The sequence below is a fragment of the Enterobacter sp. RIT637 genome, assembly GCF_019718755.1.
In the GTDB taxonomy this organism is placed as follows: Bacteria; Pseudomonadota; Gammaproteobacteria; order Enterobacterales; family Enterobacteriaceae; genus Enterobacter.
In genome coordinates, this window is sequence record NZ_JAIHAZ010000008.1 from 36,873 (window position 1) to 49,507 (window position 12,635).

General features: G+C 55.7%; 13 protein-coding genes. 5 read left to right on the forward strand and 8 right to left on the reverse strand.

Annotated features, from left to right (window positions below; genetic code table 11):
• Positions 1–8: 8 nt before the first annotated feature.
• Together secA and mutT are read left to right on the forward strand one after the other, a co-directional pair.
• Entirely contained in the window at positions 9–2,714 is a 2,706-nt protein-coding gene (gene secA / locus K5E19_RS13650) for a preprotein translocase subunit SecA (RefSeq protein ID WP_120159218.1), read from the forward strand.
• A 57-nt stretch (positions 2,715–2,771) separates the two neighbouring features.
• Entirely contained in the window at positions 2,772–3,164 is a 393-nt protein-coding gene (gene mutT / locus K5E19_RS13655) for an 8-oxo-dGTP diphosphatase MutT (RefSeq protein ID WP_221551687.1), read from the forward strand.
• Between the two features lie 32 nt (positions 3,165–3,196).
• Here mutT and yacG read toward each other — a convergent pair whose 3' ends face one another.
• Genes yacG through coaE form a run of 3 tightly spaced genes read right to left on the reverse strand, consistent with a single transcriptional unit; the run spans position 3,197 to position 4,764 of the window.
• Positions 3,197–3,391, reverse strand: a complete 195-nt coding sequence (yacG, locus tag K5E19_RS13660) for a DNA gyrase inhibitor YacG (RefSeq protein ID WP_010426960.1) — start codon at positions 3,389–3,391, stop codon at positions 3,197–3,199.
• Positions 3,392–3,400: 9 nt separating this feature from the next.
• On the reverse strand, positions 3,401–4,144 hold the full coding sequence (gene zapD, locus K5E19_RS13665; protein WP_221551688.1) for a cell division protein ZapD: 744 nt from the start codon (positions 4,142–4,144) through the stop codon (positions 3,401–3,403).
• Positions 4,144–4,764: a dephospho-CoA kinase gene (coaE, locus tag K5E19_RS13670; RefSeq protein WP_221551689.1), complete on the reverse strand. Its 621-nt coding sequence runs from the start codon at positions 4,762–4,764 to the stop codon at positions 4,144–4,146. Before coaE ends, zapD begins: the two co-directional genes overlap by 1 nt.
• Before the next feature lie 228 nt (positions 4,765–4,992).
• On the opposite strand from coaE, the gene K5E19_RS13675 reads away from it, so the two are divergent.
• Complete coding sequence (locus tag K5E19_RS13675; RefSeq protein ID WP_089599177.1) at positions 4,993–6,036, forward strand: GMP reductase; 1,044 nt, start codon at positions 4,993–4,995, stop codon at positions 6,034–6,036.
• A gap of 43 nt (positions 6,037–6,079) precedes the next feature.
• Here the strand turns inward: K5E19_RS13675 and hofC are convergent, their stop codons facing one another.
• The 4 genes from hofC to nadC all read right to left on the reverse strand — a co-directional run bounded on the left by hofC (position 6,080) and on the right by nadC (position 10,153).
• Positions 6,080–7,264, reverse strand: coding sequence for a protein transport protein HofC (gene hofC / locus K5E19_RS13680; protein ID WP_221551691.1), 1,185 nt, complete (start codon positions 7,262–7,264; stop codon positions 6,080–6,082).
• Entirely contained in the window at positions 7,254–8,636 is a 1,383-nt protein-coding gene (gspE, locus tag K5E19_RS13685; RefSeq protein WP_221551787.1) for a type II secretion system protein GspE, read from the reverse strand. Before gspE ends, hofC begins: the two co-directional genes overlap by 11 nt.
• 12 nt (positions 8,637–8,648) lie before the next feature.
• Positions 8,649–9,086 (reverse strand): prepilin peptidase-dependent pilin, encoded by a 438-nt coding sequence (gene ppdD / locus K5E19_RS13690; protein ID WP_221551693.1) that lies wholly within the window; start codon positions 9,084–9,086, stop codon positions 8,649–8,651.
• Positions 9,087–9,259: 173 nt separating this feature from the next.
• Positions 9,260–10,153 carry a carboxylating nicotinate-nucleotide diphosphorylase gene (nadC, locus tag K5E19_RS13695; protein ID WP_221551695.1) on the reverse strand — a complete coding sequence of 298 codons (894 nt, stop codon included), beginning with the start codon at positions 10,151–10,153 and terminating at the stop codon, positions 9,260–9,262.
• A gap of 87 nt (positions 10,154–10,240) precedes the next feature.
• Between nadC and ampD the strand changes: the two genes are divergently transcribed.
• The gene (gene ampD / locus K5E19_RS13700; protein ID WP_221551697.1) at positions 10,241–10,792 is read left to right on the forward strand and encodes a 1,6-anhydro-N-acetylmuramyl-L-alanine amidase AmpD; all 552 of its coding nucleotides are present in this window, start codon (positions 10,241–10,243) and stop codon (positions 10,790–10,792) included.
• A 9-nt stretch (positions 10,793–10,801) separates the two neighbouring features.
• Positions 10,802–11,656, forward strand: coding sequence for a beta-lactamase regulator AmpE (gene ampE / locus K5E19_RS13705; RefSeq protein ID WP_221551699.1), 855 nt, complete (start codon positions 10,802–10,804; stop codon positions 11,654–11,656).
• Between the two features lie 18 nt (positions 11,657–11,674).
• Here the strand turns inward: ampE and K5E19_RS13710 are convergent, their stop codons facing one another.
• On the reverse strand, positions 11,675–12,625 hold the full coding sequence (locus K5E19_RS13710; protein WP_221551700.1) for a family 43 glycosylhydrolase: 951 nt from the start codon (positions 12,623–12,625) through the stop codon (positions 11,675–11,677).
• Between the last annotated feature and the right edge of the window lie 10 nt (positions 12,626–12,635).

Genomic DNA, 12,635 nt, shown 5'->3' on the forward strand with positions numbered 1-12,635 from the left:
AATTTATTATGTTAATCAAATTATTAACCAAAGTTTTTGGTAGTCGTAACGATCGTACCCTTCGCCGTATGCGCAAAGCTGTTGCCGTCATCAACGGTATGGAACCGGCGATGGAAAAGCTGTCCGATGACGAGCTGAAGGCGAAAACGGCGGAGTTCCGCGCGCGTCTGGAAAAAGGCGAAACCCTGGAAAGCCTGATCCCGGAAGCATTCGCCGTCGTGCGCGAAGCGAGTAAACGTGTTTTCGGTATGCGTCACTTCGACGTGCAGCTGCTGGGTGGTATGGTGCTCAACGAGCGCTGCATCGCGGAAATGCGTACCGGTGAAGGTAAAACCCTGACCGCGACGCTGCCGGCTTACCTGAACGCACTGACCGGTAAGGGCGTTCACGTCGTTACCGTCAACGACTATCTGGCACAGCGTGACGCCGAAAACAACCGTCCACTGTTTGAATTCTTAGGCTTGACCGTGGGCATCAACATGTCCGGTCTGCCTGCACCAGCCAAGCGTGAAGCCTATAACGCAGATATCACCTACGGCACCAACAACGAATACGGCTTCGACTACCTGCGCGACAACATGGCGTTCAGCCCTGAAGAGCGCGTACAGCGTAAGCTGCACTATGCGCTGGTGGATGAGGTGGACTCCATCCTGATCGATGAAGCGCGTACCCCGCTGATCATCTCCGGCCCGGCCGAAGACAGCTCCGAGATGTACCGTAAAGTCGACAAAATCATTCCGCACCTGCTGCGTCAGGAGAAAGAAGACTCCGATACCTTCCAGGGTGAAGGTCACTTCTCTGTTGATGAAAAAGCGCGCCAGGTTAACCTGACCGAACGTGGTCTGGTTCAGATTGAAGAACTGCTGGTGGCTCAGGGCATTATGGAAGAGGGTGAGTCTCTTTACTCTCCAACTAACATCATGTTGATGCACCACGTGACGGCCGCACTGCGCGCGCACGCGCTGTTCACCCGCGACGTTGATTACATCGTTAAAGACGGTGAAGTGATCATCGTTGATGAACATACCGGTCGTACCATGCAGGGGCGTCGCTGGTCTGACGGTCTGCATCAGGCGGTTGAAGCGAAAGAAGGCGTTGATATTCAAAACGAAAACCAGACGCTGGCGTCAATTACCTTCCAGAACTACTTCCGTCTGTACGAGAAGCTGGCAGGGATGACCGGTACTGCAGATACCGAAGCGTTTGAATTCAGCTCTATCTACAAGCTGGATACCGTGGTTGTGCCTACCAACCGTCCGATGATCCGTAAGGATATGCCGGATCTGGTTTACATGACCGAAGCGGAAAAAATTCAGGCGATCATCGAAGATATTCGCGATCGTACCGCGGCAGGCCAGCCGGTGCTGGTGGGGACCATCTCCATCGAGAAATCCGAAGTGGTTTCCAACGAGCTGACCAAAGCGGGCATCAAGCACAACGTTCTTAACGCCAAATTCCACGCCAAAGAAGCGGATATCGTTGCGCAGGCGGGTTATCCGGCAGCCGTGACCATCGCGACCAACATGGCGGGTCGTGGTACCGATATTATGCTGGGCGGTAGCTGGCAGGCCGAAGTGGCGGAGCTGGAAAACCCAACCCCAGAACAAATTGCGCAGATCAAAGCCGACTGGCAGGTGCGTCACGATGCCGTGCTGGCATCGGGTGGTCTGCACATCATTGGTACTGAGCGTCACGAATCTCGTCGTATCGATAACCAGCTGCGTGGCCGTGCGGGCCGTCAGGGTGATGCCGGTTCTTCTCGCTTCTACCTGTCTATGGAAGATGCGCTGATGCGTATTTTTGCCTCCGACCGCGTGTCCGGCATGATGCGTAAACTGGGTATGAAGCCTGGCGAAGCGATTGAGCACCCATGGGTCACCAAAGCGATTGCCAACGCACAGCGTAAAGTGGAAAGCCGTAACTTCGATATTCGTAAGCAGCTGCTGGAATATGATGATGTTGCCAACGATCAGCGTCGTGCGATCTATACCCAGCGTAACGAACTGCTGGACGTGTCCGACGTGAGCGAAACCATCAACAGCATTCGTGAAGACGTGTTCAAAGCGACTATCGATGCGCATATTCCTCCGCAGTCTCTGGAGGAAATGTGGGATATCGAAGGTCTGCAGGAACGTCTGAAAAACGATTTCGACCTTGAACTGCCGATCAAAGAGTGGCTGGATAAAGAGCCTGAGCTGCACGAAGAGACGCTGCGTGAACGTATCTTCGAAACTGCGCTGGACGTTTACAAGCGTAAGGAAGAAGTCGTTGGCGAAGAGATGATGCGTCACTTCGAAAAAGGCGTGATGCTGCAGACACTCGACTCCCTGTGGAAAGAGCACCTGGCGGCGATGGACTACCTGCGCCAGGGTATCCACCTGCGCGGCTATGCGCAGAAAGATCCGAAGCAGGAGTACAAGCGTGAATCCTTCTCCATGTTTGCCGCTATGCTGGAGTCGCTGAAGTATGAAGTCATCAGCACCCTGAGCAAAGTTCAGGTGCGTATGCCGGAAGAAGTGGAAGCGATGGAACAACAGCGTCGTGAAGAAGCTGAGCGTCTGGCACAGATGCAACAGCTGAGCCACCAGACTGACGAAAGCGAAGCCGCAGCGGCGATCGCAGCGCAGACTGGCGATCGTAAAGTGGGCCGTAACGATCCGTGCCCATGTGGTTCTGGTAAAAAATACAAGGCGTGCCACGGCCGTCTGAGCTAAGTTCATAAAAAAACAAAAAGGCGCAGATTTCTGCGCCTTTTTTATGGAAGTGACAATATGAAAATACTGCAAATTGCCGTCGGGATTATTCGCAACCCGCAAAACCAAATCTTCATCACCCAGCGCGCTGCCGACGCCCATATGGCGAACAAGTGGGAGTTTCCGGGCGGTAAAATCGAGTCAGGCGAAACGCCGGAAGAGGCGCTGGTTCGGGAGCTTCAGGAAGAGGTGGGGATCACCCCGTTTGGCGCAACGCTGTTTGATAAGCTCGAATACCAGTTCCCGGACAGACACATCACGCTGTGGTTCTGGCTGGTGGAAAGCTGGGAAGGCGAGCCCTGGGGGAAAGAGGGGCAACCGGGTAACTGGGTTGAGCTTCAGGCAAGTGATGCTGACAAATTTCCTCCGGCAAATGCGCCCGTCATATCTCGCCTGACGGGCAATCTGTAGGCCTGCTAGCGAAGCGCCTGCAGGCTTTAAGGCTATCGCTGCTCTTCGCTCCAGTCGTCGCTGTCAGAGAGATCGCCTTCGCTTGGAATGCGTTTCTCTTCCGCGGCCCATTCGCCCAGGTCAATGAGCTGGCAGCGCTTGCAGCAGAATGGGCGAAATGGGCTCACTTCGCCCCAGACAACGGTTTTGCCACAGGTCGGGCAGTTTACGGTGGTTACGTCAGACATCGGCACTCCTTAACAACAGGCCAGTTCAAAATCGAGGCGTTCCGGCACGGTGCCATTCTCACTGTCCAGCGGCATAAAGCGAATCGCAAAACGACTCTTATGCCCCGAAATTTGCGGGTAAAGCTGCTCACCCAGCGATAAATTCAGGCGTAACAGATCGGCATCATCCCCGTTATCCTGGTAGAAGCCGTTCAGGCTGGTTTGCTTGCGGAACGGGGCTGAGTTACGGATAAGATCGAGGATCAGCGAGAGCGTTTGATTCATTGGCTCCAGGCTTGCCAGCCAGCTATTCACCTGCGCGTCACGCTGTGCCTGCGGCATATGTAGCCACATGTGCAGGGTTGGCAGGTCGAAGCTGCAGCAACCGCCAGGGATGCTGAGACGCTGGCGCACCAGAGCGATCAGGCGATCTTCACGCAAAAACTGCCCGACACGCGGCGCGGCCATCAAAATGGTGCTGCTGCTTTTCAACTGCTGGCGGAGCGCGTCGATACGGCTCTGGTCTACGCCAGGCACTTCTGTCCATGCCTGTAATTTACGCTGCTGGCGCTCCAGCTCTTTGAGCAATTCTGTGCGGACATCGCCGCGTTCAATCACATCCAGCAGATCGCCAACGTTGCGAAAGAAATGCAGGGCGGTGGCATGATCGTTAACAGGCAGATGATGCGAAAGCTGTTGAATAAGAAATTCGATGCGCAGCCAGGTACGCATTTTTTCGTTAAGCGGGTGCTCAAAAAGGATGTGGGTCGACATTATGGTTTTTCCTGTGCAACGGCCTGCGCGGCGAACGTCAGATACTGCGCGTGCAGACGGGCAACATCCGATGCAATGGCATCTGGTGCGCCGTTATTATCAATAACATCATCCGCAACGGCAAGGCGCTGAGCGCGCGTGGCCTGTGCGGCAAGAATTTGTTCAGCATGTTCACGCGAGACCCGATCCCGCGCCACGGTTCGTAGGATTTGCGTTTCGGGGGAGACATCAATGACCAATACCCGATCGGCTTTATGGTGCAGCTGATTTTCTACCAACAGTGGAACGACCCAGAGCACATATGGCGAACGTGCTGCGGCAATCTGACGCTGGGTTTCCTGATGGATAATGGGATGGAGCAGGGCATTAAGCCAGGCTTTTTCTGCAGAATCAGAAAAAATGCATTCCCGAAGCTGGCGGCGATTGAGTGTGCCATCCGCATTCAGGATGATGGCGCCAAAGTGTGCCTCGATGGCCTTGAGTGCGGGTGTATTTGGCTCTACCACCTGACGGGCAATGATGTCGGCATCAATAATCGTGATACCCAGACGTGAAAACGCGTCCGCAACGGTACTTTTGCCACTACCGATGCCGCCGGTTAATGCGACGATATACCCCATTAAATCGAATCCTGGGAATTATTCATTATTAAAATCAATTGGTTGAAATTCAAACTTTCTACCGCGAGTGTTTAGCTCTCGTTACCTGCTTTTTACCAGGTAAATTTATAGGATTGTAGCGTAAAAAAAGAGAATTTCGCAGTCTTGCGGAGCAGGTATTAGTGCGTATGATAACGTCACTGGAGTTGTGCTTTTAACATATTTGCCTCTAACCCCAGGAATCCGCACATGCGTATCGAAGAAGATCTGAAGTTAGGTTTTAAAGACGTTCTTATCCGCCCTAAACGCTCTACACTGAAAAGTCGCTCAGACGTTGAACTCGAACGTCAATTCACCTTTAAGCACTCCGGTCAGACCTGGTCTGGCGTGCCGATTATCGCTGCCAACATGGATACGGTCGGTACCTTCGAGATGGCAACGGCGCTGGCACAGTTCGATATTCTCACCGCTGTTCACAAACACTACAGCACCGAAGAGTGGAATGCGTTTGTCGCCTCTGCATCCGCGGATGTGGTGAAGCATGTGATGGTTTCTACCGGCACCTCAGACGCGGATTTCGAAAAAACCAAACAGATCCTGAACGCTAACCCGGCGCTTAACTTTGTGTGCATTGATGTGGCGAATGGTTATTCCGAACACTTCGTACAGTTTGTCAGCAAAGCGCGTGAAGCCTGGCCGACTAAGACTATCATTGCGGGCAACGTGGTGACCGGTGAGATGTGTGAAGAGCTGATCCTCTCTGGTGCAGATATTGTAAAAGTAGGCATTGGTCCGGGTTCCGTATGTACTACGCGCGTGAAAACCGGTGTCGGCTATCCGCAGCTGTCTGCCGTTATTGAATGCGCTGACGCCGCGCACGGCCTGGGTGGTCAGATCATCAGCGACGGTGGTTGCACCATGCCGGGTGATGTTGCGAAAGCCTTTGGCGGCGGTGCGGATTTCGTGATGCTCGGCGGTATGCTGGCAGGCCACGAAGAGAGTGGTGGTACCGTCGTTGAAGAAGATGGCGAGAAATTCATGCTGTTCTACGGTATGAGCTCTGAATCCGCGATGACTCGTCACGTCGGTGGCGTGGCAAAATACCGTGCGGCGGAAGGTAAAACCGTGAAGCTGCCTCTGCGCGGCCCGGTTGAATACACCGCACGCGATATCCTCGGTGGCCTGCGCTCGGCCTGCACCTATGTGGGAGCATCCCGCCTGAAAGAGCTGACGAAACGCACCACGTTTATTCGCGTTCAGGAGCAAGAAAACCGCGTATTTAATAGCCTGTAATACCGCTGGCTGGCGCATGTCCGTGCGCCAGCACTATTCTGTACTATCCCGCACTCATGGCATCCCCCAGATGGAATATCGGCAGATACATCGCCACCACCAGCGTGCCGATAATCAACCCTGTCACAATCAGCAGTAGCGGCTCGAGAAGCGCAGCCAGATTGTCTGCTTGTTGAAATGTCTGTTCCGTATGATGCCGGGCAAGGTTCGCCAGCATCACATCAAGTGCACCAGCGATTTCACCGGTTCGAATCAGCTGTATGCACAGCGGTGTAAAGACAGATGCCTGCTGAAAGGCCGACCACACGGGCATTCCTTGCTCGACATGTTCGCGTATCTCGCGAAGTTTTCCTTGCCAGTACCCGCTTTCAACCGTCTCTTCCACACTTTCCAGCCCCTGCAAAAAAGCGATCCCGGCTTGCTGGGTTAATGACAGCACGGTAAATATCTGCCCCAATTTTTGCCCACGCGCCAGCGCGCCCATCACGGGCAGGTGCAGCAGCATGCGCTCCCAGCGCGGGTGTCGTCGTAGCTTACAAGCGACAACCACCAAAATAAGAAGCAGGGCAAAAAGCAGGAATATGTGCTCCTGAATAAACGCCGCCAATCCCATAACAGCCTGCGTGAGCCAGGGCAGGGGAGTATTAAACGTTTTATAGATAGCGGCGAATTCGGGCAGCACCAGGGTCACCATCGCCAGAACCACCAGCGCTGCAAGGGTCAGAATGATCGTGGGGTAGCGCAGCGCCTTTTTGACTTTTGCACCGAGCTGCTGCTGGGCTTTTTGTTGCTGTGCGAGCTGGCGACAGCACTCCTCCAGCTTCCCGGTCAGCTCGCCTGTCTTTACCATTGAGACATAAAGCGGGCTAAACACCTCCGGCCATTTATTCATTGACGCTGAAAAGGCACAGCCTCCACTCAGATCGTCAGCAAGGCTGTGAAGCAAAGCCTGCCAATGCGTTAACGGATGCTGTTCCGCCAGCATTTGCAGGCTGTGAGACAACGTCAGGCCAGCCTGCAGCAGCGTCGCGAGCTGGCGAAAGATATCGTAGCAGTGATGATGCTGCCATCGAGGACGCTGCCACGACCGTTTGAGCGCCAGCGGATGCAGAAACCGTTGTTCTAAGCTGCTGCAAGCGGCCTCACGACTGACAGCCCAAAGCGTGCCCGTGCGGACTTCCCCTTCCGAAGAAAGCGCCCGCCAGCGCCAGAGTTGATTAACAGCCATCGGGCATTCCCATGACACGGACCACCTCTTCGATCGTGGTGAGCCCTTCTTCAACGGCCATACAGCCATGTTCAAACAGCGATGTCATTCCTGCCTGACGCGCGCTGCCTTCTATCACCTCTATGGTCGCTCCGCTGGCAATCGCCTGTCGAAGCGTGCTGTCGATGGACAGCACTTCAAAAATCGCCACGCGGCCATAAAAACCGTGATAACAGCGATCGCAGCCTGTAGGTTGCCAGCGCGGAAGCGGCCTGGGCCAAAGGGCGCGAGGTAATTCTTCACGGCCGCTGGCTTCAAGGCGGCAGTGGGGACACAGGCGGCGCACCAGCCGCTGGGCAATCACCAGCGAAAGCGCTGAGGAGATCATCCACCGGGCGACCCCCATTTGTTGAAGACGAATAAGCGTCTCCGCTGTTGAATTGGTATGGAGCGTAGACAGCACCAGATGTCCGGTCTGCGCGGCCTTGATGGCGATCTCCGCGGTGTCGCCGTCGCGGATTTCTCCCACCATGATGATGTCGGGATCCTGACGAAGCAGCGCCCGCAGCACGCTCTGGAAGGTTAATCCCGCTCGGGGATTAATCTGCGTCTGGTTCAACCCGGCAAGCGGGATCTCAATCGGATCTTCCACGCTGCAGATGTTGACGTCGGGCGTGTTACGCGCCTGCAACGCGCTGTATAGCGTTACGGTTTTCCCGCTGCCGGTGGGGCCCGTCACCAGGATCAAGCCTTGCGGGCGATGAAGGACCTCGTTGAAGCAGGCCAGCTGTTCGATATTCATTCCCAGCTTAGCGGGTTCGAGCGCCTGTTGAACCTGATGCAGCAGGCGCAGCACAATTTTCTCACCACCGCTGCAGGGGAGCGTAGCGATACGGAAGGAGACCGGCTCGTTGGCTACCTCAACCGTAAACTGACCGTCCTGAGGTAAACGGCGCTCCGCAATATCCAGATTACCCAGCACCTTTAAGCGCGCGATGAGCATGGTCGCTAGCGCCGCGGAGAGCGGCGGCTGCGGGCAAAGCACGCCGTCGATGCGTAAACGAATCTGGCAGGCGTGCTCCATCGGCTCAATATGAATGTCGGACGCGCGTTGGCTTATTGCCTGCTGCAGCGTGTGGTTGAGGATATCTACGGCGGAGTGAGGTGCTGACACGACGGGGAGATGAGACTGTGATGCCATCTGCCGGTGCTTTTCCATGCGTTCAACGCTCCAGCATTCGATATCAATCCGTTTTTGCGTCGCGAAACGCAATGCTTCCATCAGTTCATTGCCGGGGTTTCCCGCGACGGCAATGCTTATCGTGTCGGTATCGCTGGTCAGTAGCAGGGCGTGATGGCGCTGACACAGTGCGACGAGTTGCTCGGTATTCATCATCCGCTCCCCTTAGTGAGTGTCGAAGCGGAAAACGTCTTCACAGGCTTGCTTGAGCGCGCTGTCAGAGTCGATCTTGCAGTCACGCGTCCAGCCCGTCATGCCATTGCCGTCGCTCCAGAGCGGCGTCATGAGAATCTCCAACCCGTTCAGGCTCTCCTGCCCCGTTAACGAAACGACGCCTTTTGCCACGCTCATCGCTGAAAGATAGCGTGTCGTCGTCGGAGAGGGGATGCCGTTCGTTCCCGCATCACAGCGCTCCACGCCGCCGTGGTCCAGTGCGCACAGCTCGATAGCAGTGCGATAAGGGACAAACGTTTGCAGCATATCGGTGAGTGCGGCTTTTCGCAGGTAGTTCTGGTACGCGGGTATGCCGATGGCGCTCAGGATGGCAATAATGCCAATCACCACCATTAGCTCAATGAGCGTGAATCCTTTTTGTCTGTTCATATCTGCTCCTTAGGTTAAGTGCCGCTACTCTGGCAGTGAGAGGGAGCAGAAACGAGGGGCAAAAAAGGAAACGTGAAGGGGCTTTCAGGGATTTAACGTAGCGTTACAGGGAAGGGCAAAAGATTTGCGATGAAGGCTGTGATTCCCCCTTCGCGTGAAGGGGGAGAACGGGATTACTTAAAGCGCATGGAGAGATCGAGCGCCCGCACATGCTTGGTGAGAGCACCTACTGAGATAAAATCAACGCCGGTTTCCGCGAATTCACGGAGGGTATCGAACGTCACGTTGCCGGATACCTCAAGCTGCGCCTGTCCGTTCGTCAGTTTTACCGCCTCGCGCATCTGCTCGGTTTCAAAGTTATCGAGCATGATGATGTCGGCCCCGGCCTTAATCGCCTGCTCAAGCTCTTCCAGATTTTCCACTTCCACTTCAACCGGCACGTCCGGGTGCAGCCAGAAGGCTTTCTCCACCGCCTGGCGCACGGAGCCAGAGGCAATAATGTGGTTCTCTTTAATCAGGAAAGCATCTGACAAACCCAGACGATGGTTTGCGCCGCCGCCGCACAGTACCGCGTATTTCAGCGCGGTACGCAGACCCGGCAGCGTTTTGCGGGTATCCAGCAGCTGCGTGCGGGTGCCTGCCAGCAGGTCAACGTAGCGACGCACTTCACTGGCGACGCCAGAGAGGGTTTGTACAAAATTGAGCGCGGTGCGTTCGCCGGTAAGCAATACGCGGGAGGGACCGTCCAGCTCGAACAAAGTCTGATTGGCAGTCACCGCATCACCGTCATCTACATGCCAGGTTACCTGCACATCATCGCCTGCCAGTTGGGTAAAGACCTCTTCGACCCAACGTTTGCCGCAAAAAACACCGTCTTCACGCGTGATGATGACCGCGTGCGAGCGTGTCTCTTTTGGCAACAGCTGTGCGGTAATATCGTTGTCGGCGCTGACGTCGCCGCCCAGGTCTTCTTTCAACGCATGGGCGACGCTTGCCGGGATATCCATGTTAATACGTTCCAGAAGGGCTTCACGTCGGTGGTCGGGGTTGTAGCGGCGAGGCGGCATGATAAAACTCCAAATTGGTAACGAATCATAATATTGAAACATGCTACTCTGAACCGAGTCATTGCACCATACAGAAGGAGTTCCAGCATGTTGTTAGAAAACGGATGGCTGGTGGATGCGCGGCACGTGCCCTCGCCGCACCACGATTGCCGCCCGGAGGATGAAAAGCCCACACTGCTGGTGGTTCATAATATTAGTCTCCCGCCGGGAGAGTTTGGCGGCCCGTGGATCGACGCGTTATTCACGGGAACGATTGATCCCGATGCCCATCCCTTTTTTGCTGAAATTGCCCATCTGCGCGTATCGGCACACTGCCTGATCCGTCGCGACGGTGAAGTGGTTCAGTATGTTCCTTTTGATAAGCGTGCCTGGCATGCCGGAGCGTCGGTGTATCACGGGCGCGAACGGTGCAATGATTTCTCCATTGGGATCGAACTGGAAGGCACGGATACCACGCCCTACACCGATTCACAGTATCAACAGTTAGCCGCCGTGACCCGAACGCTTATCGGGCTCTATCCGGCAATCGCAGAAAATATTACCGGACACAGTGATATCGCCCCGGTGAGAAAAACCGATCCCGGTCCGGCCTTTGACTGGCCCCGGTTTCGCGCCATGCTCACCGCGTCGTCAGAATAAGGAGATACCATGACGTTGTTTACCATGCTGCTGGTTATTATCGCTGAACGCCTGTTCAAACTCGGCGAGCACTGGCATCTGGATCACCGGCTGGAGGTAATTTTCCGCCGCATTAAGCACTTTTCCATGCTGCGTACGCTGTTGATGACGGCGGGCGTCATGCTTATTACCTTCCTGCTGCTGCGCTCGTTGTACGGGCTGTTTTTCAACGTGCCGCTGCTGGTGGTGTGGATCCTGCTTGGGGTGCTGTGCATTGGTGCGGGCAAAGTGCGTATGCACTATCACGCTTATCTTAAAGCCGCCTCCCGTGACGACGCCCACGCGCGCGGCGCCATGGCGAGCGAGTTGACCATGATCCACGGCGTGCCGCCGGACTGCGACGAGCGCGAATTCCTGCGCGAGCTGCAAAACGCGCTGCTGTGGATTAACTTCCGCTACTATCTGGCACCGCTGTTCTGGTTCGTAGTGGGCGGTCCGTGGGGGCCGGTACTGCTGATGGGGTATGCGTTCCTGCGCGCCTGGCAGACCTGGCTGGCCCGTTACCTGACGCCGCACGAACGCCTGCTGTCAGGCATTGATGCCATCCTGCACGTGCTCGACTGGCTCCCGGCTCGTCTGGTGGGCGTGGTCTACGCGTTGATTGGTCACGGTGAAAAAGCGCTGCCAGCATGGTTCGCCTCGCTTGGCGACCGCCATACGTCGCAGTATCAGGTGCTAACGCGTCTGGCGCAGTTCTCGCTGGCGCGTGAGCCGCATACCGACAAGATTGAAACGCCGAAGGCCGCTGTCTCCATGGCGAAGAAAACGTCGTTTGCGGTGGTTGTGGTGGTGGCGTTACTGACTATCTACGGCACGCTGGTGTAAGCCAGCGCGCCGCAAAGACTAGAGCGTATCCGCGGGCGGGATGCCGAAATCAGGCATCCCGTTTTCGTCCCAGCGAACGAGCTTCAGCCGGGTATGACGATTCGGATCGTACAGCGGGTCGCCCTCAATTTCGGTGTAATTACGCGCGTGATACACCAGCACATCTTCCCCTTCCTGCGTTTGCGTAAAGCTGTTGTGGCCCGGACCGTACTGGCGGTTCTCATAGCTGGTGACGAACACCGGGCGCGGGGATTTGTGCCAGTTTGCCGGGTTTTGCGGATCGGCATTCAGGTCTATCCACAGTAGCCCCATGCAGTAGTTCTCGTCGGTGGCGCTGGCGGAATAGCTGATAAACAGCTTATCGCCGTGAACCAGTACCGCCGGGCCTTCGTTGACCCAAAATCCGCGGCACTCCCAGTCATACTCTGGCTTGCTGAGCATCACCGGTTCGCCTTTCAGCGTCCAGGGGTTCTCCATTTCACACAGATAAAGATTGGAGTTGCCGGTGATATCCGGCGCTTTTTGCGCCCACAGATACCAGCGTTTGCCCTGATGAACAAAGGTGGTGGCGTCCAGGGCGAAGGTATCGAAAGGCGTTTTGATTTGCCCTTTTTCAATCCATGTTCCGGCGAGCGGATCGCCGTCAGTACATTCAATGGCGAACATACGGTGCTGGAACATCCCGAGCGCGTCGAGCGCCTGGGTGTGCGTCGCCGCAAAGTAGATGTACCACTTCCCGTCAATGTGGTGCAGCTCCGGCGCCCAGATCAGCTGGCTCATCGGGCCGGTGTCGGGCTTACGCCAGACAACGACCTCTTCAGCGTCGCGTAGCCCTTCCAGCGAGTCCGCGCGGCGGATCGCCAGCCTGTCGTACTGCGGCACGGAGGCGATAAAATAGTACTGCCCCTCATGGCGTAAAATGTACGGATCGGCGCGTTGTTCGATAAACGGGTTTGGCCAGGTTTGCATTCGGCTTTCC